The organism is Chryseobacterium sp. IT-36CA2, assembly GCF_949767875.1.
Lineage (GTDB): Bacteria > Bacteroidota > Bacteroidia > Flavobacteriales > Weeksellaceae > Chryseobacterium.
Map to the genome: position 1 here is coordinate 415,539 of NZ_CATKPG010000020.1, position 27,000 is coordinate 442,538.

At 33.9% G+C, this 27,000-nt stretch carries 23 protein-coding genes; 13 read left to right on the plus strand and 10 right to left on the minus strand.

What is annotated here, in order from left to right:
- Positions 1–62 precede the first annotated feature (62 nt).
- The 10 genes from ACM6F9_RS09270 (at position 63) to ACM6F9_RS09315 (ending at position 9,730) form a co-directional block, all read left to right on the plus strand.
- On the plus strand, positions 63–467 hold the full coding sequence (locus tag ACM6F9_RS09270; protein WP_414845453.1) for a helix-turn-helix transcriptional regulator: 405 nt from the start codon (positions 63–65) through the stop codon (positions 465–467).
- Positions 468–482: 15 nt separating this feature from the next.
- Positions 483–950: a hypothetical protein gene (locus ACM6F9_RS09275; RefSeq protein ID WP_414845454.1), complete on the plus strand. Its 468-nt coding sequence runs from the start codon at positions 483–485 to the stop codon at positions 948–950.
- A gap of 17 nt (positions 951–967) precedes the next feature.
- The gene (locus ACM6F9_RS09280) at positions 968–2,713 is read left to right on the plus strand and encodes an ATP-dependent nuclease (protein WP_414845455.1); all 1,746 of its coding nucleotides are present in this window, start codon (positions 968–970) and stop codon (positions 2,711–2,713) included.
- Between the two features lies 1 nt (position 2,714).
- Positions 2,715–4,367 (plus strand): UvrD-helicase domain-containing protein, encoded by a 1,653-nt coding sequence (locus tag ACM6F9_RS09285; protein WP_414845456.1) that lies wholly within the window; start codon positions 2,715–2,717, stop codon positions 4,365–4,367.
- A gap of 382 nt (positions 4,368–4,749) precedes the next feature.
- Entirely contained in the window at positions 4,750–6,864 is a 2,115-nt protein-coding gene (locus ACM6F9_RS09290; protein ID WP_414845457.1) for a carboxy terminal-processing peptidase, read from the plus strand.
- A gap of 152 nt (positions 6,865–7,016) precedes the next feature.
- Positions 7,017–7,343 carry an ArsR/SmtB family transcription factor gene (locus ACM6F9_RS09295; protein WP_414845458.1) on the plus strand — a complete coding sequence of 109 codons (327 nt, stop codon included), beginning with the start codon at positions 7,017–7,019 and terminating at the stop codon, positions 7,341–7,343.
- A gap of 122 nt (positions 7,344–7,465) precedes the next feature.
- The gene (locus ACM6F9_RS09300; RefSeq protein ID WP_414845459.1) at positions 7,466–7,930 is read left to right on the plus strand and encodes an SRPBCC family protein; all 465 of its coding nucleotides are present in this window, start codon (positions 7,466–7,468) and stop codon (positions 7,928–7,930) included.
- A 119-nt stretch (positions 7,931–8,049) separates the two neighbouring features.
- Positions 8,050–8,628, plus strand: coding sequence for a YdeI/OmpD-associated family protein (locus tag ACM6F9_RS09305; protein WP_414845460.1), 579 nt, complete (start codon positions 8,050–8,052; stop codon positions 8,626–8,628).
- A gap of 17 nt (positions 8,629–8,645) precedes the next feature.
- A complete protein-coding gene (locus ACM6F9_RS09310; RefSeq protein WP_414845461.1) occupies positions 8,646–9,041 on the plus strand; it encodes a DoxX family protein in 396 nt (131 codons plus the stop codon).
- A 134-nt stretch (positions 9,042–9,175) separates the two neighbouring features.
- A complete protein-coding gene (locus ACM6F9_RS09315; protein ID WP_414845462.1) occupies positions 9,176–9,730 on the plus strand; it encodes a DUF4256 domain-containing protein in 555 nt (184 codons plus the stop codon).
- Between the two features lie 9 nt (positions 9,731–9,739).
- Here the strand turns inward: ACM6F9_RS09315 and ACM6F9_RS09320 are convergent, their stop codons facing one another.
- On the minus strand, positions 9,740–10,702 hold the full coding sequence (locus ACM6F9_RS09320) for a hypothetical protein (protein ID WP_414845463.1): 963 nt from the start codon (positions 10,700–10,702) through the stop codon (positions 9,740–9,742).
- 158 nt (positions 10,703–10,860) lie between these two features.
- On the opposite strand from ACM6F9_RS09320, the gene ACM6F9_RS09325 reads away from it, so the two are divergent.
- Positions 10,861–11,364: a hypothetical protein gene (locus ACM6F9_RS09325; protein ID WP_414845464.1), complete on the plus strand. Its 504-nt coding sequence runs from the start codon at positions 10,861–10,863 to the stop codon at positions 11,362–11,364.
- A gap of 47 nt (positions 11,365–11,411) precedes the next feature.
- On the opposite strand, the gene ACM6F9_RS09330 is transcribed toward ACM6F9_RS09325, so the two are convergent.
- From ACM6F9_RS09330 to ACM6F9_RS09340, 3 genes are all read right to left on the minus strand, one after another.
- Positions 11,412–12,440, minus strand: a complete 1,029-nt coding sequence (locus tag ACM6F9_RS09330; RefSeq protein WP_414845465.1) for a threonine aldolase family protein — start codon at positions 12,438–12,440, stop codon at positions 11,412–11,414.
- Between the two features lie 70 nt (positions 12,441–12,510).
- On the minus strand, positions 12,511–12,939 hold the full coding sequence (locus ACM6F9_RS09335; protein WP_414845466.1) for a hypothetical protein: 429 nt from the start codon (positions 12,937–12,939) through the stop codon (positions 12,511–12,513).
- 86 nt (positions 12,940–13,025) lie between these two features.
- The gene (locus ACM6F9_RS09340) at positions 13,026–16,037 is read right to left on the minus strand and encodes a reprolysin-like metallopeptidase (protein WP_414845467.1); all 3,012 of its coding nucleotides are present in this window, start codon (positions 16,035–16,037) and stop codon (positions 13,026–13,028) included.
- Positions 16,038–16,381: 344 nt separating this feature from the next.
- Here ACM6F9_RS09340 and ACM6F9_RS09345 point away from each other — a divergent pair, with 344 nt between their 5' ends.
- Complete coding sequence (locus ACM6F9_RS09345; protein WP_414845468.1) at positions 16,382–17,035, plus strand: metal-dependent transcriptional regulator; 654 nt, start codon at positions 16,382–16,384, stop codon at positions 17,033–17,035.
- Positions 17,036–17,097: 62 nt separating this feature from the next.
- On the opposite strand, the gene ACM6F9_RS09350 is transcribed toward ACM6F9_RS09345, so the two are convergent.
- Positions 17,098–19,527 carry a TonB-dependent receptor gene (locus ACM6F9_RS09350; RefSeq protein WP_414845469.1) on the minus strand — a complete coding sequence of 810 codons (2,430 nt, stop codon included), beginning with the start codon at positions 19,525–19,527 and terminating at the stop codon, positions 17,098–17,100.
- Positions 19,528–19,827: 300 nt separating this feature from the next.
- Here ACM6F9_RS09350 and blaIND point away from each other — a divergent pair, with 300 nt between their 5' ends.
- Positions 19,828–20,556, plus strand: coding sequence for an IND family subclass B1 metallo-beta-lactamase (gene blaIND / locus ACM6F9_RS09355; protein ID WP_414845470.1), 729 nt, complete (start codon positions 19,828–19,830; stop codon positions 20,554–20,556).
- 53 nt (positions 20,557–20,609) lie between these two features.
- Here the strand turns inward: blaIND and ACM6F9_RS09360 are convergent, their stop codons facing one another.
- From ACM6F9_RS09360 to ACM6F9_RS09380, 5 genes are all read right to left on the minus strand, one after another.
- A complete protein-coding gene (locus ACM6F9_RS09360) occupies positions 20,610–22,289 on the minus strand; it encodes a S41 family peptidase (protein ID WP_414845471.1) in 1,680 nt (559 codons plus the stop codon).
- Between the two features lie 26 nt (positions 22,290–22,315).
- Positions 22,316–23,032 carry an outer membrane beta-barrel protein gene (locus ACM6F9_RS09365; RefSeq protein WP_414845472.1) on the minus strand — a complete coding sequence of 239 codons (717 nt, stop codon included), beginning with the start codon at positions 23,030–23,032 and terminating at the stop codon, positions 22,316–22,318.
- A 623-nt stretch (positions 23,033–23,655) separates the two neighbouring features.
- The gene (locus ACM6F9_RS09370; RefSeq protein ID WP_414845473.1) at positions 23,656–24,831 is read right to left on the minus strand and encodes an aminotransferase class V-fold PLP-dependent enzyme; all 1,176 of its coding nucleotides are present in this window, start codon (positions 24,829–24,831) and stop codon (positions 23,656–23,658) included.
- Between the two features lie 100 nt (positions 24,832–24,931).
- The gene (locus tag ACM6F9_RS09375; protein ID WP_121487906.1) at positions 24,932–26,071 is read right to left on the minus strand and encodes a hypothetical protein; all 1,140 of its coding nucleotides are present in this window, start codon (positions 26,069–26,071) and stop codon (positions 24,932–24,934) included.
- 25 nt (positions 26,072–26,096) lie between these two features.
- Positions 26,097–26,999, minus strand: a complete 903-nt coding sequence (locus ACM6F9_RS09380) for a TssN family type VI secretion system protein (protein WP_414845474.1) — start codon at positions 26,997–26,999, stop codon at positions 26,097–26,099.
- Position 27,000 lies beyond the last annotated feature (1 nt).

Genomic DNA, 27,000 nt, shown 5'->3' on the forward strand with positions numbered 1-27,000 from the left:
GAATAGTATTTATTTTAAAAAGGAGCTTTATTTTTTTGTTCTAAAGCTTTATATTTGTTATTATGATTGACACAGATATGCAAAATAAGAAAATACATCAGGGTAGAAATATAAAGCGTTTCCGCGAAATGCTAGGGATCAAACAGGAAGCATTGGCTTTTGAACTGGGCGATGACTGGAACCAAAAGAAAATCTCACTTTTAGAGCAAAAAGAAACCGTAGAATCTGATATTCTGGCGCAGGTAGCTCAAATTTTGAAAGTTCCTGCGGAAGCAATTGAGAATTTTGATGAGGAACAGGCGGTGAATATTATTTCTAATACGTTCAATGATCAATCAAATGGTTATAACTATTATCCTAATTTCAATTTCAATCCACTTGATAAGATGGTGGAGCTTTATGAGCGTATGCTTCAGCAGCAGAGGGAAATGATTGAGAAATTGGAGAGGTTGATTGAAAAGAAATAATAAAATATATCCATCATGTTTCTCACAGAAGAACAATCTGAAAGTCTCAAAAGAGTTATATCAAAATCAATTCGTCGATTATATATTAATGATATAGATTTAATCGAAAGGAAGGGCATGGAACAAAGTATAGCATTTCGCTTCACTCTTTATTTAAATGAAGCTCTACAAACTGTTAAATGGGTAAATGATTTGCAACTTGACATTGATATTGAATACAATAAAAACGGATTAGCTCCCAAAAGAACTCCTAGACGCCCGAAAGGCACAAGACCAGATGTAATTATTCATAAAAGAGGAAATAATGAGTCCAACTTATTAATAATCGAAATTAAAGGTTGGTGGAATCAAGAGTCAAGAGAAATTGATATAATTAAACTTGAGGATTTTACACATCAAGATGGAGAATACAAATATGGACTAGGAGTATTTCTCGAATTAAACATAAATAACTGTATACCTGTTTATTTCTGTGGATATTAATTTATTAATAAAATTTTATGATACTTGCTAAAGTTAAATTAATTGGATTTAGAAATTTCAAAAATGCAACTGTAGATTTTAATGAAAAATCATTAATTATAGGCTCTAATGATGTTGGGAAAACAAATTTAATATGGGCCATTAGGCTTCTTTTAGATCGCAGCTTATCTGATTATGATATTGAGCCACAAGATTCAGATTTTTATGCCTTTACAGAAACTAATAATTTCGAGATTACACTTTTCTTTACAAATGTAGTAGAAGATTGTGTAGTTTCTAAACTTAAAGGAAAAATAAGCGATGGAGATGAATTAATTATAAAATATGAAGGTTACAGAGATTCAAGAACCAAGGCTAAATCATATAAATTATTTTGTGGGTCGTCAATCGAAAAACTTGAAGAAATCGATGATAGATACTATAGAAAAGTGTTAAATCTAAAATATATTAGTAGTAGAAGGGATTTAATAAGATATATAAACAAGGAGAAAAACTATCTATTTCAAACCGCAAAAGAGAATAGAACTGTTGAAGAATCTGAATTTGATAATAAACTATATACTGAGATTCAAGAAAATTTAAAAAGTATAGATGAGCGCATTCCAAAATTAAATTTTGTAAAAGATGCAACCGCAACGATTAATGAAGAATTAACAAAACTATCACTACATCATTCTCAACAACAGATTGTTTTTGATTCTGCTACATCTAATTTGGATTCATTTATTAATAACGTATCAATTTCAGCAAAATCTGAAGACCAATCAGTATTAATAGGTGGGGACGGTAGGTTAAACCAAATATATTTAGCGCTTTGGACCTCAAGAAATCAATTAAGAGAAGAAAACCTAAACGAAGTAACTATTTTTTGTATTGAGGAACCCGAAGCCCACTTGCATCCACATCAACAAAGAAAACTAGCTGAGTATTTAAACAATCAGTTGTATGGGCAAGTAATTACAACAACGCATTCTCCTCAAATTGCTTCTGAATTTAGCCCTAATTCAATAATTAGAATATATAATAAAAATTTAAAATCAGAAGCTGCTTCAGAAGGCTGTTCTCAAATAATTAATGAAGCATTTCAGGATTTTGGTTATAGAATGAGTATCATACCTGCTGAAGCCTTTTTTGCTAGTGTTGTTTTTCTTGTTGAGGGACCCTCAGAAGAAATTTTTTATAAAACATTAGCCAAACAACTAGATATAGATTTAGATAGACTAAACATAAGTATTTTAATGGTTGATGGAATTAGCTTTAAAACCTATGTCAAAATACTTAATGCACTAAATATTGATTGGGTTTTAAGAACGGATAATGATATATTTAAAGTCCCTAAAAAAGATAGACATCGTTTTGCAGGAATTCATAGATGCATTTCCATTTATAAAGATTGTTTTGAAAAACATCCTAAAACTGAAACAATTTTAGATGAACATCTTGATAATACAACTTGGGATTCAAAAACTACTCCTCAACCTGAAAATATAAGTTCTGCGTCATATATTATTGAAGAGTTAAGAAGTTATAATATGTTTTTGTCTGAAAAAGATCTGGAAAACGATTTAGTAAATAGTCCTATTTTAAAAGATTTACAAACATCTTTTAACGAAAATGAAAAGAAAAATTTAGTATCAATAATGCAAAAAAAGAAAGCAATCTATATGTATAAATTTTTAAGGGAAAATAAAAATTGCTTGAAAAATCTTAAAGATGATAATATAGCTATTCCCTTATTTAGATGTGTAGATTTAATTTCTTAACATGAAGCCAACTGAACAACAAAAAATAATTATAGATTATAATGGTAATTCTGTTGTAGTTGCTGCGCCTGGAAGTGGTAAGACATTTGTAATTTCTCAAAAAATAAAAAGAAATTTACATCATTTAAAAGAACATGAAGGTGTAATTGCTATTTCCTATACAAATAAAGCTAGCACAGAATTAAAAAATAGATGCCTTTCAAACGGAGAAAATCCTAAATCATCATTTTTTGGTACTATTGATAAGTTTAACCTTTCAGAAGTTTTAATACCTTTTGGAAAATTGCTGTTTGGTATTCCTTCTACTGATATAAGGATTATTAAGAAAGATTCATTAGAAAATTTTGAATATGAAAGCCTAAATTGGATTGATAGGAATCTTTTATTAAGTGACTTAGACAAAGAAAAGCTTAGTATTTTAGTCAATTATTTTTTAAATGGAATAATTTTAATAGAAACCATTGGGTTGTTTTCAAATTATGTATTAGACCAATCTATAGCCTGTCAAAATTATATAAAAGCTAAATATAAGTTTATATATATTGACGAATATCAGGATTCTGGACAACATCAACACGATATTTTTTTAAAGATTAAAAATCTGGGTGCTAATGCTATTGCTGTAGGTGATCTAAATCAATCAATATATGCTTTTTCTGGTAAAGATGCTAAATTCCTGAAAGAACTATCAGAAAATGATTCTTTTGAACAATTTATACTTGATAAGAATCATAGGTGTCATCCATCAATTATAAACTATTCCAATTATCTATTAAATGATAAAGCAGTTATGATTCCTAATGTTGAATCTAGAGTATATCATTTCGAAACAGAAGGAGATGAGAGTTCAATTGCAAATTTTTTAGATAAAAATTTAGTTAGGTTAAAAAAATATTTTGATCTAAAACATAATAACCAAATTGCTCTATTAGTTAGGGGGAAAAGTACTGCAAAAATTCTTGTTAATTCTTTAAAAACACCTAATAGATATTTTATAAGTAATGATCTAGATAGTAATCTTAATATTTGGTCACTTATCTTTTCTAATTTATTACATTACGTTTTTAATAACAGTCATAAATTTATTGATATTATTGAAGTTTTCACCTCCTATGATAAACTTATAAAAAGAGAGATTGAAGACCTAAAAAAAGTAAAAAAAGATATTGATTACATTATAGAATCAGAAAATATTGATATTACAAAATTAAAAGAACAATTTATTAATATAGCTAATATTATAGCTCCCAAACTATCCAATGATGAATCTATAAACCTGTTGGATAGTGTATTAAATAATAATGAAGAATTGGATTCATATAGATCTGCAGGTAATGATGAATTAGTAATTATGACATTACATAAATCAAAAGGTTTAGAATTTGATTTGGTTATACATTTAGATTTATATGAATGGGTACTTCCTGCTAAACGTCCAGGAAAAAATAATGATTTTGATAATCCGATATATCCTAATTACACTCAAGATTTAAATCTTCATTATGTAGGAATAACTCGAGCTATTAAAGGTTGTATATTATTTACTTCCACTCGAAGAACAAATGCACTTGGAGAAACTAGGAGCGGAAGATATTCAGAATTTCTTACATTAAAAAATATTCAAAAATTAAGATATGTTGATCCAAAAACATAATTTTTTAATCTAAATACTGAATATCCTACATAGAACTATGATTATAAAAATACAAATTTTCAAAAAAATTACATAGTTAAATAACTACATAATTTTTAGTCAAATAACTATACGATAAATTTAAGAAAAGATAGATTTCAGCCAATAGTAAATCCTACAAAAATTGATAATGATGAGAACCAAACTCTTCAAACCATAAACTTATCTTAAAATCCTCCCCTACAACTACTTATTATCATTATTTTTCATACATTCACATGATATTTATAAAAGCACATTGAAAGCTCTTGTTTACTACTATTTTTAATCAAAAAATTGGAAATAGATCCATTAATAGCAACTAAACAAGTATAGTTTTCAATTAAAAGCACAATCATATATTATGTTGAAAAATTTTAAAACCGTTCGTTTTTTACTTCTTCTTCCGCTTTCATTTTCCTTGTTCGGTTTTCGTCCTGCCATCAATGAAGAAGAAAAGATGCAGATTATCATGGTCAATACAAAGAATATTTTGTCCTATTTGCATTACAGCCCCAAACCCATTAATGATGCTTATTCAAAAGAAGTGTATAAACAGTATTTTGAATCAATAGATCCTACAAAAACCTATTTCCTGCAATCTGATATGGATGAGTTTCGTAAATATGAAACCAAGCTGGATGATTATTTGAATACCGGAGATCTTACTTTTTATAAACTGACAGTCGATAAATTGTATCAAAGAATTGATGAAATTGATAAAATGACTAAGGATATTTTCAGTAAGCCCATCAATCTGGAAGAGGATGAAGTATTAACGTTAGAGCCCAAGCTGAAAAATACACCTGCCAACAAGCAGCAGCAGTATAATGAATGGAGAAAATATGTGAAATACAATATTCTTCAGGAAATAGAATCCATGAACAGGAAAAGCGAAGAAAAAAAGAAGGAAGATTCTGATAACAAAGACAACAAAAGTAAGCCCGAAGTACTGAGCCAGGATGAAAAGGTAAAAAAAGCAACAGAAAATGTTAAAGATCTTCTGGAAGAAAAATTTATCAGGTTCAAGAAAAGACAAAAAATGGATTGGTTTACTGTATATATGAATGCCTATACCCATATTTTTGATCCTCATACCAATTATTATTCACCGCAGGGAAAGAAAGATTTCGATATGGACTTCACAGGAAAAATAATCGGAATAGGTGCAGTGATCCAGGAAAAGAAAGGAAATCTTTATATCGGCACATTATCCATTGGAGCTCCGGCTTGGAAGACAAAACAGCTGACTGAGGGTGATAAAATTTTAAAAATAAAATCTACTCCCACTACTGATCCTGTAAATGTTGTGGATATGCTTTCCAGCGAAGCCATAAAATTAATCAGAGGTGAAAAAGGAACTCCAATTACTTTAACGGTACAGAAAAAAGACGGAACTATTCAGGACGTAACCATGCTCCGTGAAGAAATATCGATTGAAGATACTTTTGCTAAAAGTATTATCGTAAATGCATCTGATAAAAAATACGGATTGATCAATTTACCAAAGTTCAATGCTGATTTTGAAGATAAAGACGGCAGAAATGCATCTGATGATATTAAAAAAGAAATCATTAAACTTAAGGAACAAAATATCCAGGGAATTGTTCTGGATCTTAGAGATAACTCTGGAGGATCTTTAAGCGAAGTTGGCGATATTATGGGCCTTTTCATGGATGCAGGTCCTTATGTACAGGTGAAGGACGGAAATGGAAAGATTACAGCTTTAAAAAATAAAAATGAAACGCCGATCTGGAACGGGCCGCTTGTCATTCTACAAAATGAATTGTCAGCTTCTGCAGCAGAAATTTTAGCTGGTGTGATGCAGGATTATGGAAGAGCAGTTATCATGGGATCTCCTGTATCCTATGGAAAAGGGACCGTACAGGTTTTTGTAGATCTGAACAGGTTTCTGAATACCGAGGAAGACTTTGGCTCCATAAAACTAACCATTCAGAAATATTATAGAATCACTGGTGAGTCTACACAGAGAAAAGGAGTAAGCTCAGATATCCAGATGAAAGATGTTTTCTCTTATGCAGACATAGGTGAAAAATATGATGATTATGCATTAGCCTGGGATAAAATACCGGGAACAAGCTTCAGCAAACGAAACTTTCTTAATATTCAGGCTTTGCAGAAAGTAAGTGAAGAAAGAATCGCTAAAAATGATAATTATAAGTTACTGCTTGAATACGCACAATGGAGAGAGAATCTGGGCAAAGAAAAAACAGTACCTCTGAGCATGCAAAAATACAGTGACCTGATGAAGCAGAGAAAAACTCAGGATGATAAATTCAAAGTTTTAAAAACATTAGAAAGCGGTCTTAAATTCACTATGTATCCAAAGGATATTGAAAGAGAGAAAACTGATGCAGCCTTCAAAAATAAATCTGAAGTATGGGTTAAAAATCTGCAAAAAGACTTGTACCTGCAGGAAGCAATACATATAGTTGAAGATATTGAAGTAAGATCTTAAGCGTACTTCTTTATTCGAAATGTAAAATTATAGAGCTCAAAAGTGTATTTCTTTACATTTTTGAGCTTTTTTTATTAAAATCAAAAATTTATTATAAAAATATTTGCGTAGCTAAATAACTACACATATATTTGTAGTCAAATAACTACACGATGAATTTAAGAAGAGATGTATTTCAGGCGATAGCAGATCCTACGAGACGATCTATATTGATGTTGGTGGCGGCACAGTCGATGACAGCGGGAGCCATTGCCTCCAATTTTGATACGGCGAGACCTACCGTTTCAAAACATCTCCAGATCCTTACCGAGTGCGAACTGTTAAGATCTGAACAAAACGGCAGAGAAATTATGTATCACCTAAATCCCAATAAAATGAAAGAAATAGCCGATTTTATAGAACCTTTCCGCAAAATGTGGGACGAAAAATTCAACAAACTGGAAGATGTGATGAAAGCGTATCAGAACAGAGAAGCGTGAGGCGAGTTGGATTGCATAAATGAATAGCAATTTAAAACAACCCGAATTTCTTACCTCGAACCTCATACACAAAAACCTAACTCTCCCACTCTAAAACCCTCAAACCCAAGAAAACCCCAAATATGGAACTCAAAACAAAAATACAAGCCGAAGACGGAAAACAGGAAATCTTCATTATCAGAGAATTTGATCTTCCTGTAGAACTCCTTTTCAAAGCTTATACAGAAGCTGAACTTTTCGAACAATGGATGGGAACAAAAGTGACCAAGTTTGAAAACAAGCAGCATGGAAGTTACCGTTTCGAAACATCAAACCCTCAGGGAGATGTGGTTTTCAATGCCAATGGAACTATTCATGATATTGTTCAGAATGAGAAAATTATAAGAACTTTCCAAATGGAAAATACACCTTTTCCAGCTCAGATTGAGTTTTTAGAATTTGAAAAATTAACAGATACAACAAGTAAAATTATTATTCAGACTATTTATAAATCTGCGGATCTCAGAGATCAGCATCTGAAAATGCCATTTGCTCAAGGTATTAATATGGCTCATAACCGTTTACAGGAGATTTTAGGCAGCAGATAATAGACGCTGAACCAACATTAAAATTGTGAATCGTCAATGATCAGTGAAAGGATAATAACTTTAAGCATTAGACTTTAAATCTTGAACCCTCAAACTTTCCAACACAAAACCCAAAACACATGAATCCAAAAGTTAATTTTTTCTTTAATGACGCCAAGCAATGGAAAAAAGAATTTGAAAAACTAAGAACCATTGCTTTAAGCACTGAGCTAGTAGAAGATTTAAAATGGGGCTGTCCCTGCTATACCTACGAAGGGAAAAATATTTTCCTGATCCACGGTTTTAAAGAATATTGTGCAATTCTTTTCTTTAAAGGTGCTCTGATGAAAGATCCGGATCAGATTCTGATCCAACAGTCTAAAAATGTACAGGCAGCAAGGCAGATTCGTTTTACAGATGTAGAGCAAATCAATGATTTGGAAAAAGTTCTTCGGGAATATATGTTTGAAGCCGTTGAAATTGAAGAATCAGGTGCCAAAGTGGAAATGAAGAAAACCAAAGAGTTTGAAATGGTTGAAGAATTTCAAACTATACTGGATCAGGATCCGGCATTAAAAGAAGCTTTTGAAACATTAACTCCGGGAAGACAAAGAGCTTACCTACTCCACTTTTCCTCTGCCAAACAATCCAAAACCCGCGAAGCCCGCATTGAAAAATGCATTCCTCAAATAATGGACGGAATAGGATTAAATGATTAACTATAAAAAAACTCATCATGAACACACCACAATCACAAAAAAGAACAAAGATTATCTATTGGATATTCACCCTTTGGATGGCATTGGGAATGGTTTCCACTGCTATTGTACAACTGATGAAAAGTAAAGACGAACTGCTCAATTTTACCAATCTCGGCTACCCTTCTTACCTGATGACCATCATTGGAGTATGGAAAATTCTGGGCGTTATCGCCATATTGATTCCTAAACGTTTACTGTTAAAAGAATGGGCCTATGCAGGATTTTTCTTCGTTATGTCAGGAGCAGTTATTTCCCACCTGATCGTGGGTGACACAGCAGGAAGAACTTTCCCGGCGGTATTATTATTCGTATTGGTTCTTATTTCCTGGTACTTCAGACCTGCAGACAGAAAAATCACTATTATTGATTAATAGTTTTAAAGAATAACAGTCAGAAATTTTATCGAAGATAAAATCTTTGCGTTTTAAGAAATATTCTCACTAAGAAATTTGCGCCTTTGCGATTTCCAACAACACAACACAATAAACTATAAAAAAAATTTGACATGAAAAAGAAACTGACCCAGGAACAAATCAACGAACTTTTAAAAACATTAGAAACTCGATTTGAAAAAAATATGAACCGTCATAAAGATCTTCAATGGGAAAAAATTCAGCAAAAACTGGAAGCCAATCCTGAAAAAATATGGTCTTTGTACGAAATGGAAACTACAGAAGGTGAACCCGATGTAGTAGATTATAATAAAAAAACAGATGAATATTCCTTTATCGACTGTTCTCCGGAAAGCCCAAAACGTCGAAGCTTATGCTACGATTATCCGGCCTGGGATGCCAGAAAGGCCAACAAACCTGAAAGCAATGCCATTGATACCGCTAAAGAAATGGGTATTGAACTTTTAACAGAAGAACAATACCGCTATCTTCAGGAACTGGGAAAATTTGATCAAAAAACCTCAAGCTGGATCAAGACACCTCAGCAAATTCGGGAATTGGGAGGGGCTATTTTCTGCGACAGACGATACAATACCGTATTTACTTACCACAATGGCGCAGATTCTTATTATGCAGCGAGAGGTTTCAGAGGTGTATTAAAAGTATAAAGAGAATTATTATTTGGAATCTCTCAACCAGGGAGATTCCACACTCCAGAATATGATTTTCACACCAAGATAGTTTTCTGCATATTCTGTAAATTCTTCTTTAGTGAAAGGCTTTTTAGTTTTAGGATTTTTATACGTAAGAGTCGGCTCCTGAACCGCCATTGCTACCAGAGGAAGCTTTCCTTTGTATTGATTGAAAAAAGGATAAGAATTTTTCATTTGTCCTTTTTTATTCGGAACAATATCAGGTCCGCCCAATCCTATATTATTTTTATAGGCAAAATCAAATAATCTGGACATGTATTGATGGTCATTATCCCATTCACACGGAAAGAAATTCACATACTGCAAGACATTGGATTTTTGAAAAGCATTTCTTGCAAACTTCAGGTTTTCTAGCTCAGCCTGAAAATAACGGTCACAGCTGAATCCTGTTTTATCCTTTTTCATGTCAATATCTATGGCAGTTTCCGGAAGATTAATTCCCTGAATTTTTCCGTCAAATTTCTTTGCCAACTCTCCTATCAGCTTCTGAAATCTCACTCGGACAGCTGGATTCCATTGCTGGGTAGCCCAACCACTTCCAACAGGTTTATTTTCGCCCGGATTATCATATTGAGGAACCAATCCTCCGGCATACTCTTTGTCATTCAAAACATAATCAGGAATATATCTTGCCTGTGGTTCAAAGAATCTGTCCTGAAGCTGAATAAATAGTTTTTTATGGAGACCCGTCAGATAATCAAGATCTTTCTCAATAACAGAAAAATCATATACATCTTTTGATTTTTCCAAAGCCCTCCAGTTATAGACAATCTGAACTCCGCCAATATCTTCCCTCGTAATCATTTTTTCAATATCATGAAGGTCTCCCGAAGAAGTATAAATGTAATTTTGAGGAGCCTGTGCTCTCATCAATTGTAAACCTAGAATAAATAATCCCAATCCTAGTACTTTAGTAATCTTTTTCATTAAAATCAATTTTAAAAAGTAAATCATTTTTCGTGCCTAAAAACATTTATCATCTTTAAGACCATTGAAAATTATTCTTATTTATAAACAATATTCTTCAATATATAAATACTATTGCTATTTTTGAACTTCAAAATTTGATTTTAACAATTAAGGATATGAAAAAATTAATCTTATTGGGTGCTGTTTCAGCTTTTTTAATCAACTGTAATAAGAAAACTGAAGCTCCGGCTCCAGCCCCAAAAGCAGATACGATTGCTGTTGAAGAACCTGTAATTGATACTCTTGGACCAAAATCTTTCTGTTATGTAGGGGTAACTGGAAAAGACAGTGTTTTTGCCTCTATTGATGACAATTTGGGAACAATCACCGGAAAATTATCTTACAAAAACAGTGAAAAAGACAGTTCAAAAGGAGATGTAACCGGTTTCAAATCCGGAGATACTCTAAAACTAACTTATGAATTTACTGCAGAAGGTAAAAAAAGCAAAAGAGATATTTACTTCCTTCAAAAAGATAATGCTTTGACAGAAGGTATTGGTGATCATAAAGAAGAAGACGGACAGTCCAAATATGCTGACGATAAAAAAGTAAGCTATAAAGACGGACAGAAGCTAAACCCTGCAGATTGTAAAGTTGTAAGCGAAGCTTTGAAAAAATAATTCATCGTAAAAACAAAAACAGCCTTGAAAAAGGCTGTTTTTTTATCTTAATTCTGCTCAATAATTTCAATAAAGCGATTCACAGCTTCATCTCCTGTACTCCAGGAAGTAATAAGACGAATAGCAGAAGAATCTTCATCTACTTTTTTCCAGACGTAAAATTCAAAATGCTCAGATAATACCTCAATCAACTGATTATTGAGAATAGGAAAAATCTGATTGGTATAAGTATCAGAAAGAAATGCAGCTCCTTTTTTCTGCAATGCATTCTTAATTTTCATCGCCTGCTGATTGGCATGTCTTGCCAGATCAAAGTACAGATCATCTTTCATCAGTTCCATAAACTGAATTCCTAACAGTCTTCCTTTTGCCAGTAATGCTCCTTTCTGTTTGATATTAAAGGCAAAATCTTCCTGAAGAACAGGATTATTAATCACAATGGCCTCTCCTATTAAAGCTCCGTTTTTGGTACCTCCAAGATAAAAAATATCAGTTAGCGCAGCTACTTTCTCCAGGGTAAGATCACTGATTTCCGCAGTCAGTCCATGTCCCAATCTTGCTCCATCCATGAATAGATACAATTTATTCTGCTTACAAAATAAGGAAAGCTCCTCCAATTCTTTTGCCTGATAGATTGTTCCCAACTCCGTAGAATTGGAAATATATACCAGTTTAGGCATTACCTGATGCGGTACATTACTATGTCCTTCTAAAATTGGGATAATATCTGATGGTCTTATTTTTCCGTCTGCTGTTTCAATGCTCAGTATTTTATGACCTGTAGCTTCAATAGCTCCCGTTTCATTGTTCAGAATATGCCCCGGTGCTGCAGAAATAACACACTGATAAGGTTTTAAGATCGCCGAAATAACAATTAAGTTAGCCTGTGTTCCTCCTGAAACTAAAAAGACTTCCGAATCCGGGTTATTGATTTTTTCTTTGATTAATGTTTTAGCGCTTAATGAATACTCATCTTCTCCATATCCGGCCTGCTGTTCAAGATTATGCTGTAAAAGGGCCTGTAAAATATTGGGGTGGCATCCTTCAGAATAATCATTTTTGAATGAAAATTTCATAGAGTAAATGTAAAAAGAAAATCGTTCTTATGAAACAGATAAATCAATACAATATCTGCAAATATTGCATTTATTGAATAACATCATTAGGCTGTCCCACCTGAAACCCTTTTCCGGAATTTATATATATCTTATATCTCTTTTTACAATTTTTTTCCAGTGGCTCAATAAAATAAGAGACACCGTTCTCCATATAAGCTCCTGTTAAATTTCCTGAGGCAATGGTTAAGGTAATAAGCTTTGTACCATCTTCAGATTTCCCTTTAAAACTGTATACCTGCTCTTTTCTCAATGCTTCAGTTGTTCTGTCTGCTGTTATATATTTTGTTTCATTACCATTGATATCATATAAATTAAAAATAATCTCTTTTGTTCCTCCCTTATTTAATTTATTTTCCTTTATAAATTTTTTAGGATTAAAATCAAATGCAAAGCTTCGGGATTGTCCTGATATATTACAGAACAATGTAAAAAGCAGAAATAGTATAATGTTTTTCATCTTGGGTAGTATTTATTAATACTCATACAAATTCTATACAAAAAAGGAGCTATATCGCTATAGCTCCTTTAAATATAAATTATTTATTATTTTTTGATAACTTTTGATTGATGAATCAATGTTTTATTATTCAATAATTTTAACATATAAACACCGGTTTTAAATTTAGTGAAGTTAATAGCTGAATTATTCATCGTATTACTTTCCATTAATCTTCCCGATGCATCATAAATTTCATAATGAGTGATCTTCTCATCACTATATACCTGAAGGAAGTCTTTTACCGGATTCGGAACCAAGCCAATTGGCTTTTTAGAAAGCTCTTTGGTACTTAATACAGAAGTAATATTTAAAGTAATATTGTTTCTGCTTAATTGGTAACAAACTTTTGCCTGATTAAGTTCAGCAATCGTTTTATTAACTAATGCGCTTTCTGCTCCGGTAAACGAAATACCCTGTACCGTATATGTTCCTACTGGTAAAGTCGTAAAGTTACCTGTTGAACTTGTAGCAATGATCGTATTGGTTGTCGGATTAATAGCTGCATACGTAAAACTAACGCCTGCAGGTAAACTTACAGTATCATAGAATTGCCCAGGTCCATTAATGCTAACCACAACACTTGATCCTGCAGGAGTACTGCTCAGATTTCTTGAAGTCATGAAATACTCTACACCCTTTTCCAGATTTACTGTTAATGTTCTGTAATAGGTAAAGCTGGTTCCTGTTCCGGAATACACAGCATTTGAAGTCAAGAAATTAGCAGTTCCTGTTTGGGTTCCTTTATATAAAGTAATAGCCACACCACTTGGAGAAGGATAGCTTAATGTATAACTTCCTGTTTCTGTTGCTTTGAATTTTAAAGTCAGCATACTTGAGCTTGCATTAAGCAGATAAGGAGCTGTTTGTGCCTGATTGAATATGTACCAGCTATTGGCAGTCATATTCGCAGCATCGAAAGTAAGTGTTTTAGAATTATACGTATCATTCGATGGGGTTTGTGGTACCAGATTAAGGTTAGCCTGTGCACTTCCCTGTATTGCTGTTACCACTTTCGGATTATCTACCATAATGGTTTGGAAAGCATTACAGTTGGAACTGATGATAAAATTAGTATCAGAAACATCAAAAAATTCTGCGTAATCATTAATCACTGCCGTAACTTTTATTCTTGCTTTATTGGTATAAGGAACAAATGGCAAAGTTACCGCTGCAGTTCCATTATTCGGAACATTGGAAGCAAGTACATATGGGAAAGTGTCTCCCCCATCCGTAGAAAGAAGAACATTAACTGTATTTTTCAGAACATTGGTCTGGTTTACATCCCATGTTACATTGATATTTGTTTCAGCATTCACTGTCACATTTGAATTAGGATAGGTCACTGCTAAAGGTCCCTGGTCAGTTACGGTCACTGTAACCTGATCAGAATCTGCCCCGCCAGAAATCACACTGTTATCTCTTACAGTAAATCTCATTTTCATGGTTCTAGCTACCAAAGGAAGTGCCTCTGCTTCATTAACAGGAGGATTATTCTGGTTATTCAGAACAAATTTCATTTTTGGAAAATATCGTTCTGTAGTCGTTGTACTCTGCTCAGATCTGAACAATGGCGCTGTAGTACTGTTGACTGCAGAATATCCGCCACTTCCGTTAATAGTACTTCCAAAAGCTCCTTTATCATTAGCTGTAGCAACGTCTACCTGATCCCAGGTATAAGAAAGGTTGGTATCTTCGGCATCACTTGCTATTCCTTTCAGTTTAAAAGGTGTATTTTTCGGAATGCTTATGGCAGTATTCCCCGGGTTTGCAGATGGCGGTGTATTATTTACTGCTACAGAAGTATAACAGGTAGAAGACACTGCAAGTGTATTTAAGATCTGATCAATACTTTTGGCATGGAAATAATTCAAACCGTTATTTCCAGTATTAGTTTGATCATTAGGAGTAGTACAGTTGTTTTTATAAGCCATAATAGTAGATCCTGAACCCGGCTCAGTTGCTGCCGCAGAGTTCCATCCGGAAGTACAGAATGTAGGGCTTGAAGGCGTTCCTCCCACCGCATTATAAGTATGCCCTGCTCCAAACTGGTGCCCCATTTCATGAACGATCAGGTTGGCAGACAAAGATTTTGGCATAGAGAGCGTCCATTGGCTCCATGCTCTCGCTTTAAGAGATGCAGTACATGGACGAGGACCTGCCTGTCCCTGAGCGCTTCCTCCCGCTCCCGGCATAATATTAAAGGTATGACCAATATCGTAATCTGCATAAGGCAGTGTTCCGTTCGTATTCATAATATCGAACCCGGATTGTGAATTGGCCGCTGAGGCAAAAGATGGGTCTATTGTAAAAGGATCTGTAGCTCCGTCAGTAAAAATCAGGGTTTTATTGGTTGTTTTATCAATTAATGTAAAAGAAATGGATAATTCTGATTCATATATCTGATTGATAAGGTTCATCATAGCCACCAATTCTCCAAGAGCAGCATCCTGATTTCCTAAAGCAGTTGTAAATTCACCAGTCGTTGCTACAGCCATCCTGAAGGTTTTCAATGAGCTTCCATAAGGAAATCCTGTCGCAGACTTCTGAACATTCAAGCCTTTAGCTACGGCCTCTAAACTCTCTTTGAAATCATTTTCATCCGTTCCGCATATAAATTTTTCACCAAACATTTCAAAAGAGTTATAAATACGGTACTCCCCTTTTTTAGTTTTGTAAGGTTCAATGATGTAATATCCTGTACCGGATTTAACCATTGCAGATATCTCATTTCCAACCAGTGTAAGTTTTATCTTATCCTTTCTGTCCTTTGAATATCCGTCAAAGGTGACAATATTATCAATTTTCCTTTTTAAAAGATTATTTTCAGAGAGAATAAACTCCTTTTTAGTACCATCAATAAGCGTTAAAACAATAGATTGGTTACTAATTTTTTCAGAACTTTTTCTACTGGTATTTACAGTTCTTTTAAAATCATCAATATTAAGTTTAAAAGTTGTTCCAGGAAGATCATCACTGTTTAAACCAATGGGCTTCAATATCTGTGCATTCATAAGAAATGATGCACAGAGTGAAAGGAAAGTAATTTTTAATTTCATTGCTCTATTTTTTACGAAGTTAAGATAAGTAATTAATCAATAAATCACATAAAAATGAAAAAAAACGCATGTCAATCCTTAATACCTTAAAAAAAACACAAACATCTCTAATTATTAAGAAAAATATTAATTAAAATTTGAATAAATAAAAATACAAAAAACTTTCAAGCTTACATATAACAATCTCATTTATAACTAATTTTAAATTGCATACTTGTTAATTTACTCATAATTCTATTTTTTCATTAAAATAATTTGCAGATTCTTCAAATGAATTTTTGCTATATAAGCATCATAAATTAAATTATATTTTGTTAGATTTGTATTGAAAATCATCTAACATTTTGAAAACAACCCTAACAGAAGAGAATTACCTGAAAGCTTTGTTTCATTTAGTTGACAATGAAGGAAAGGTTACGATTAATGAGCTCAGTAAATTTTTGAACGTAAAAATGCCGAGTGTCAATAATATGATGAAGAAATTTGCCGACAAAAAGTGGGTCATCTACGAAACTTATAAGCCATTAATTGTTACAGAAAGCGGAAGACGTGAAGCAGCACTGGTAGTTCGTAAACACCGGCTTACTGAAATGTTCCTCGTTAAAAAAATGAATTTTGGCTGGGAAAATGTTCATGAAATCGCAGAACAGCTTGAGCATGTGCATTCTCAAATCTTTTTCGATAAAATGGACGAAATTCTGGATCATCCTAAATTCGATCCACATGGAGAACCGATCCCAGATAAAGACGGAAATATTATCTCACAAGATCTGCAAAAACTCAGCAACTGTGAACCTGGCGAAGATGTGACCTTTGCTTCAGTTACCCTATCTGATGATGCTTTCCTTACCTACCTGAATGACAGAAAACTGCTCCTCAATACCAAAGTAAAAGTGGTAAAAGTGGAAAGTTTTGATAAATCAATGACGATAGAAATTGAGGGCAAAACAGAAATTTTAAGCAAAAAAGCAACTGAGAAAATATTGGTAAAAAAATAAACTACCAACAATTATTATACTAAAAGTGACTCATTGTATAAAGTCACTTTTAGTATAATCTATTAAAAAGGTACAATCAGTTTTAAAGAAATATTTCTTCCCATATTATATATGTTTCCTAAGTATTTTAACCGGCTAAGATGTGACTGATAAGCCCGATCAAATGCATTGTTTACCTGAAACTGCAAGACAGCTGAATGGTTTTCAGAATAATGAATGGCAACGGATGCACCGATATTAAACAATGTATAATCAGGCGTTGCTGTTTCTGTATTGTCTAACCCCATATACCTGTTCTGTGCCGCCGAAAACTCTACTTCTGCTGTGGGTGTTACGGATGAAATCAATTTTGACCGGATAGATATTTTTTGGGATAGGTTTCCGGATAACTTTAATGGAGAAATCAAAGGAAGATATTCTCCCTGAGTTTCTTTATTTTTGAATTTTTTATCACGGTTGAAACCATAAATGACGGATAAACTGGTTTCAAAATTAAACCCTTTCCATTTTTCAGGATGCAGTGACAGCCATGCTTCCATACCATAAAGCTGAGCGGAAGCCTGCTGATACTGATAAGTTTTATTACCCTGCGCATCTACGATAGGATTTCCCTGTGCATCTACAAGTAATGACAGATAAATATAATTCTGGATATTATTGTTGAACCAGCTTACATCTGCTGAAAAGTCCTTAAATCTGGTACTGATTCCCAGATCTTCCTGTAATGAGAACTCAGGGTTGAAATCTCTGTTTCCTTTATAGATAATATGGGCTCCGGGATCTAGTCCGTTTGAACCAATTTCTGTAATGTTTGGTGCTCTGTAACTTCTTCCAATATTAGCTTTAAGACTGATCTGTTTTGTCAGCTGAAAAGCCGATCCGATACTTGCAGACAGACCACCGAACGTTTTGTTGTAAGAAGCAAATCCAAGTCTGGTATTAGCAGACGCCTGAGCAGCATGTTCTTCAAATTGTGGTACAGGATTAGTCTGTATATAAAAATCATCCCAGCCGATCTTTCGGATATCATAACGGGCACCGCCACTTATGTTGAATCTTTTATGTTTCCATTTGATATATGTATAGATTCCTCCTTCACTTAAGTCGTAATCGGGAATTGGAAAATCTGTTGCTGATTTATTTTTATTATTTTGAACCATTCCGTTAATACCCGCAGAAATTTCAACTGATGAAAATTTAGGAAAATTATAGCGTATTCCATAGTTTAACGTATTAAGCCTTACATACATTCCGGGTTGTGAGGGCACAGTGGGATGATTATATTCTCTACGGATATTTTGCTGCAAAGCCAACTGAATATCCAGATCCCCTTTCCCTATCTGCTGAGTGTGCTGTGCATAGAGCCTGTAATGTTGAATTCTCTGGTGCAAAGGAGAAAGCGTATAAGAATTAAGATCTTTTTCTGAAACAACAGGCCTTTTTTCAACGTCATCGTCGTCTCCCTCTCCTATCTGATAGGTAAATTTTCCGGTGCCCGGATCACGGCTTCCATCAGGTATTCCCTGCAGATTATCATATAATGTAAAATTGATTCTTGAAAAGCTTGTAGTTGTTTTTCGTCCCAAGAGAAAGGAAAAGTTTTTTTCTTCAAAATTGGTATTGTATACTCTTCCATCTACAGCATTCCTGTAGTTTTTTGCCATTCTGTAGGAAGCATTTAATGAAGCTATAAGAGAATTCTTTTTATAGCCTAACTGCATCCCATTTCCGATAAGACTATTATTTCCCTGATATTCACTTGTTATTTTGCCATGCACAATACCATCATTTTGAGAAGGCATATAAGGAAAAAGACTTACCACTCCTGCCAAGGCATCAGAACCAAACATCAAGCTGGCAGGTCCTTTTATAACCTCTGCCCGTTCTACAATATAAGGAGCGACTTCTATACCATGCTCATCTCCCCATTGCTGTCCTTCCTGGCGTATCCCATCATAAAGAGTCAGTACCCGATTATAGCCCAGTCCTCTGATAAAGGGTTTTGAAATATTAGGTCCTGTTTCCACCACACTTAATCCGGGAGCAGATTTTACCAATGAACTGATGATATTGGTAGCCACAGTTCTTTCAATTTGTTTGGACGAAATACTGAGCATGGCAACGGGGGTTTCTTTAATTAAAGTTTCCCTCGAAACTCCTGTTATTGCTATTTCATCAATCCTGTTACTATTTTGGGTAAGTACAATATTTGGAATGAGTGTATTTTTTTTTCCTACAGAAATATCCTTTTCAAATTCTTCATATCCTTTAGCTTTCACCAAAAGCTTATAATTTCCTGGAGACAGGTTTTTGATTACATAATCACCATTTTTATCCGCTGTAGTTTTTATCGAGGTATCTTTCAGCATTACGTCAGCACCAGGACTTCCTCCATTTTCAAAAAGTACTTTCCCTGCTATTTCCGCATCCTGAGCATTTACCATTATAGTAATAAAGATTACCAATACCGACAGCATCAATCTAAATTTCATATACATTAAGGTTTTTATTAAAGTCTTTGAAGCATTGAAGAAATGGTTATTAATTAAAAATCAAAAGTACTAAAAAAAACAATATCGCAACAAAGTTGCATTATTTAATTTTAAATTCATTTTAAAAAATAGTCTGTTCTAAAATTTTCCTGAAGAACAGCACTCGATTAACTGTTAAAAAACGGTTAAACTCCCTTTTTGAACTCTCCGAAAAATTTATTTTTAATTAGGTTTGCAAAACTTTCTACAGCATTTGTCATTCTGACAAATACCAACATTTAATTATTACTTAAAAAAATTATGAAGAAAAGCATCCCATTTTTTATTATTTCGATGTTATTAAGTCCATTTTCAAATGCTCAAACCACTCAGGTAAGAGATTTTGTAATTGAACCACAGATTAAGCCTAATTTCTATATTTATAAAACTTTCGGGGTATTCGGTGGGAAAGAATATTCTACCAATGCAGTTTACCTGATTACCAAAAAAGGAGTTGTTTTATTCGATGTTCCATGGCAGAAAACGCAGTATCAAAGTTTGTTGGATACAATTCAAAAACGTCATAATCTTCCTGTTATAGCAGTATTTGCAACCCATTCACATGAAGACAGAGCCGGAGATTTAAGTTTTTATAATAACAAAGGAATCAAAACTTACGCAACAGCTAAAACCAACGAACTGCTGAAAAAAGAAGGAAAAGCAACTTCTACAGAAATTATAGAAACCGGAAAAACATACCGTATTGGCGGAGAAAAATTTGTAGTAGACTTTCTTGGTGAAGGACACACTGTAGATAATGTAGTCGTTTGGTTTCCAAAATATAACATATTGGACGGAGGATGTCTTGTAAAAAGCAGAACTGCAGAAAATCTGGGTTACACAGGAGAAGCCAATGTTGCTCAATGGCCGCAAACCATGGCAAAACTGAAATCAAAATATTCAAAAGCCACTCTTATCATTCCAGGTCATGATGAATGGAAAGGAGGCGGACACGTAGAACATACGCTGGATCTTTTGAACAAAAAATAATCATATGAAATAGAAAAGACCTGACTTTTGCCAGGTCTTTTTTTATAAAGCATTTACTTCCCTGAAAGATATTTTATAGCTTCTCCCATTACTCTGTCTACAAATGTTTGCGGACTATTTTTCATTTGTGAAACTTCAACATCCGAAGGAGGTGCCACATAAATATCCGGCTTTACACCAATTCCCTCTATGACTTCTCCGTTGAGATTTTTAGTGGCCATCAACGGTATATAAAATTTAAAAATCCCATCAGCGATGACATCCTGGGTGCCACCGTTAAATTCATCAGGTCCTCCCAAACCTGCAGTAGCTCCCGCACTGTAATCCCCTATTGAGATAGCATGAGGTCCCTGGCTTTTAAGCATCAATGTAGACATTTCCGACATACTGTAACTTTCCTTATCTGTTAATAATACAATCGGAATATCTTTGGGAAGTCCAAACAGATGAGGTTTTACCTGTACCGGAATCCAGGGAGTATAATTAAATTGTCCGTTACCCTCTTTTGTCCTTTGGTAAAATGCCGTTGTACTTTTGGTAATAAAACGATCCACAAAAAAACGAGTATCCATAGTGTAACCGCCACCGTTGCCTCTTAGGTCAATAATCAGTTTTTTAATATCTCCTTTATGCAAAGGATTCAGAAACTTTTTATAAAAAGGAGCACTTGTCAGTATTTTGTTTGCGGCATTCTGAAAGATGTCTAATCGATACCCCCATTTTACATGATCATTCATTTTAGCAATAAACCATTGGATATAAGGAAGGTTTTCACTATTTAACACAGTTGAATAAGTTGCCGGACTATTATATTTTACAAGATTATTAGACTTGGTGAGTAACTGCTGGGTTAAAACTAAAAAAGAATCTGATAAAACTTCTGTACTTTTAAACGCTCCGATCTGACTGTTGAAGGATTTCATATCATTTGAATTCGGAAATGAATTCCATTCGTTCAGTATATTTATAGTGAAATTTTTAATTTCATTTCTCTTGCTAATATCACCAATTGCATTGAGCTCTGCGCTGCTTTCAATAGCTGCAGGGGTAAGAACCAGAGAATTTCCCGGATCCGGACTTACATATTTATCAGCAAGATCAATTTTAAGAAATTTTTGTAATGCAAAACTATCATATGTAAAATAGTAAATTTCAGGGTTAGATTTCAAACTTCCCATAAGATATGTCATATCATCCTTAGTATCGCTGTAAGAATTAAATACAACATCATTCAATCTATCTTTCATATATGCGAATTTTGCATCAAATGAATAATAATTAGATTTCTTTTCCTTCATCCCCCCTAAAAATGTATAAGTATTGACAACACCGGAAGTTGAGAAAGGCATACTTATTTTAACATTAAAATGTCTGTCAATAATAGGGTTGATGATCTCTGTAAAATACCCTCTTGCTTTTTCAGCATCTGCCTGCATATCCGCATCGCTTACTCCAATCCTACTATAAGATTTTAAAGCAGCAAATTTGGGGTAATATTCTTTGTATATAGCATTCCAGTCCATCCCTCCTTTTTCCTTCTGTTCATAAAAGTAATTATACCGCTGATCCATTACTGTCCAGAATACTTTAAAAAGATCTGCATAAGATTTTATATCATTCCTCGTATATCTTGTTGGTTCTTTAATGGAAGATTCGTAATCCTGTACACAGGAATTGAATATTGCTGATGCTGAAAATAATGCAAGTCCTAAATAAATGATATTTTTTTTCATTTTTATATATTTTAATTGATAAGATTTTATTTAAATTTATACGACACGCCTAAAGAAATCATATACGACCTAATTGTAGACTTACGATCTTTATCATCATTTGCCATATTGATATCCGAAAGCCCATACTGATAATTATAGGAGCCATATACATCAAACTTTTTGAAAGAATACCCTGCTTGTACCTGACCTGCCAGTCCGTAGCCCCATCGGTTGAGCTGATTCTCATTCTTCTTGAAATCATACGTATCCGAAACTTCCGTATAATTGTAAGTTCCATTTTCCTGCTCTTCATTAAATACCGGATACCTTCCTTCTCGTTTCATCTTAAGCCAATAATCCGTATACATTCCTCCGGCAACCTTGATCCACACTCCGGTAGTTTCATGGGGGTTGTTCAAAATATAGCCTCCAATCATTAGAGGAAAGGTTAAAAAATCATTGGTATAATTTGTATACCATCCCGCCCGGTTTCCCGTTCTCTCAAACTTATAATTCTTTTGCTGGAAGGAAATTCCTGTAGAAACGAAAAGTGATTTCCAAATCATATATTCCCCAGACAGGTTGACTCCGAAACCAGATCGTGCTGTGTATCTTGAATCAACAAGATTAGAAAGATTAGAGTGTAATACGCTGTTGGTATACCCTGCGTCCAGGCTTACCTTTAATTGATTCTGCCCCATCATCGCCGTTCCGGTACAAATAAGCCATAGGCAGAAGATTTTAAACGTTTTCTTTTTCATAGATCTTTTTTAAATTATTTCATTAGTAAGTAATTATCTTATTAGGATTTAATATCAATCTTTAGGGAGAATTTGTATCTATTATTCTTTGAAAACCATTCATTTATACATTTATCAAATAAAAACACAAATAATTAACATATTCCCATAGTATTATCGTTAAAACTCATAAAATCATTAAAAAAAATCTACGACACATCTACTTCTTCAAAATAACCTACTAATTATCAATTCATTAAAAATCAATGACAATAATATTTTCCTGCCAATTGTAGATGCTAAGAAGTATCATGTAGGAGATGATGTAGAGTATATGTAGAATAGATGATGTAGGTAAATAATAGAGATCTAACCCCCTACTCAAATGCCACACAAATTTTATAAAGTAGTTTTTGTTGTAAAGCCCCCATAAAAAACATGAAAGAAAAATCGAATTATGCAAAGTAAAACATAATCAACGCGATGGCAACTTATCATTTAAACTGAGTGCTGTAAGGGAAACCGATTGGGGATATGATGAATGGAAAGGAGGCGGACATGTAGAACACAAGATTGATCTATTGGATAAAAAAAGTATCGGGCCCTGGCGAATGCCAGGGCCCGATACTTTTAAAACCATTATTTTAATGGTTGATATCTGCTAAAAGTTGGGATACTTTTTCAATTTCCTCCATCGTATTGAAATAATGAGGTGATAATCTGATGGCGTGATCTACATTTTTAGAAGTAAAATCAATTAACGCATCACATTTCTTATTCTCCTTAAAAAAAACGTTGTTCTCGGTCAGAATTTTATGGATCTTTTCAACGTTTCCATCTGCCTGGCAAAAAGTAATAATACTGCTTAATCTATTACCTTTATCCAAAACCCTGAAATCACTATTCTGCAGATTAATCCTCAATGTATCTGCCAACGTGCGATTGTAGTGTTCAATTTTCTCCATTCCTATAGAATTGGCATAGCGTAAAGCTTCTGTAAAACCGAGTAAAGCAGAATATGGTCTTTCAAAAAGTTCAAATCTTTTGGCTGTATCAATCAGCTGGAAATCATCAAAAGAAGTCCATTGGGCTCCAATACTATCTAGAAACAAAGGATATATTTTCTGGTTTAATACTTTGTCTGAAACGTACAAAAATCCGGTTCCTCTTGGTCCGCGCATAAATTTTCGTCCGGTTGCTGTCAGAAAATCACAATTGATTTTTTCAACATCTACCACAATCTGACCTACTGACTGGCAGGCATCCACAAGATAAAGAATATCATACTGTTTACATAGCTTACCAACTCCTTCTATATTCTGAATTAAGCCAGAATTGGTAGGAGTATGAGTAACTGCAATTAATTTGGGATGATGCTTTCTGATCAAATTTTCGAAATCTTCAAGATCCAGTTCGTTGTCTGGAAGATTAGCAACTCTGATGATTTCGATTTTATATCTTTTCTGCAAGGAAATAAAAGCAATCTGATTGGATATATAATCATCATTGGTTGTAATAATAGAATCTCCTTCTTTGAAAGAAATACTTGACAAAGCTTTAGCATACCCATCTGTAGAACTATTTACAAATGCAATATTGGAAGGTTTTGTATTAATAAGTTTCGCGGTCTCTTCGTAAAACTGATTAATCAATCCTGAGTTTCGTGTTGCCGCGGTATATCCTCCAAATTCCTGTTCTTCGTATAAAAACTTAACGGTTGCCTCCACAACGGACTTTGGCATTAATGATGCTCCCGCACTGTTTAAAAATATCTTATCCGAGCATCCCGGCGTTTCCTGTCTTATAACCTCTAAATTCATTTTTATCAAACCTTAAAGCAAATTTACTTCTAATTTTTTCTATACAAGTACATAAAAAATCCCGAATTTTCATCCGGGACTCTATTTTTAATAAGTGATTTTAATCTAAAACACTCCAACCTCTTTTTGGATTCGTGTTGGTAGAAACTTCCTGCTCATTAACGATGATATTTTCTTTTCTCTGACCGATATAATCAAGTTCGCTCAGTTTTGAGAAAATGATTTCCAGGCTTCTCAACATCTGTTGAATATAAAGCAAAGGCTCGCCACAATTATGGTGATCATAATTCGTTTCTGCAACAATAGAAAGCTGGTTGAGTAAAGTATGAGGAGCAATCTCACTCCATTCTAAGCTATAATTCAACATTTCTTCCAATTCTGCAGGTACTAAAAGCTGAGTTGAGTTGTATAAATGAAGTGCCAGCCTTGCAAAAGACTCGATCAAGAATACAGGCGGCTGCCAGGGAGTAATATTTCTGAACTGGAAATACATGTCTCCAAAAGTATTCACCATGGTAGTACACAAAAACTTAACGTTTTGTGCCAACGCGGTATTTTGATTTTTATGAGAGGCTTTCTGAATAATTTTAAAGGCATACTGCTGAAGATTTCCGATAGATTTCGCATAGCTGCTGTAATACTCCACCAAAGCCGGATGACTTTGCACAGAAGTACAAGGCGGAATAAAGTTGGAATCTACCTGAGCAATATTTCCTTTTAAATCTACTTTTCCAATGATAAGATAATTCCCTCCTGAATAGCTGCTGTTCAAAGAAGTTACAGGAAGTAATTCGATATGGTGATTCGGCTGTGCACTTGGATGACGTGGCGGAATTTCCTCAGGATCAATATCCCCAAAAGGTACTTTATCAAAAGGGTTTACAGAAATAAGAATATAATATTCCCCATCTGCTTGCTCTTCATTCATGGATTTTGCCAAAGACTTCACACTTATTCTCCTGTCTGTAAGCTCAATACGGTATCCCGCCATGGTAACCGCACTGCAACGCTTGATTACGAGCTGTACATCATTGGTTGCTGTATTGTGAACATCAAAAATGGTACGGTCTGTAAATTCGTTGGAAATAGGCAAAAGTCCGTAGTTATATGTAGTAATTCCAAGAGAATTGGAATCTCTGATCGTATCAATTAAGAAATTATCCTGATCATTAAGATGTCTCTGGGAAACCTTCATCCCATCCACCCAATTGATTGCAAAATGTTTAATAGGCTGTATCATGTTTAATACTTTTTAGATTTTTGTGTTATTGTTTTTTTGCGACTCCCTCCTCTTCATGCTGAATAACTCTCTTACAAATCACCACTTCATTTTCAGAAATGCTGTTTGTCGTAATGTCGTGGTCGAAATCTATATATTTTCTAAAACTGAAAAACGATTTTTTAGTGTAGAAGATCCAGTAATACGGCTCATTCCCTTCATCAGAAAGATGAATAATAGAACCCGGATTTTTGTGGTTGTAATCATCCACTACCCTGTAGAACCAATCTCCGAAAGTAACTCCTGTGGGAAGTGTTTTTGCTTTAATTCTGAAACGGTTAGAATCTTCTAATTTTTTACTCAATTCAACATTCAATACCATTAATCTGTCAAAATCTGCTCCTTCAAAATCAGGTAACTTCTGCTCTGGTGAATATCTCCATGTTTTATAAATATCAAAAGGAATACTGATGAACTGAATATAACAGTAATAAAATACCATTGGAACCACAAAAATAGCCATGCTGGTTGCCGCCATTACTGCATATCCTATACCTTTACTCATCCAATTGAAAATCAGAGTGAAAAGATATCCTCCCAAAGCAATACATGTTAATGAAAGTATAGACTCAAACAGGATACTCATAGAAAGAGATTCGATATGCTTTTTGAAATATTTGTGTAATAAATTCACATGAATAATTCCTAAAATAAGATAAATAACCTGTGCGATAAGATACCAGTACGGGTTAAAAAGATTTTTTGAAAATCCAAAAACTCCCGGAATAGCCAGGCATAAACTGCACAGAAGCACGTATATAATAATCACTTTAATCTTGATCGCAGGTTTATTTCTCCTGATTACACCCAGTATAACCATCATAATAATTGCGATTAAAGGCATTAAGATATACCTTAAAAAAATACCTTTTACTGAAGAAATTTCCATT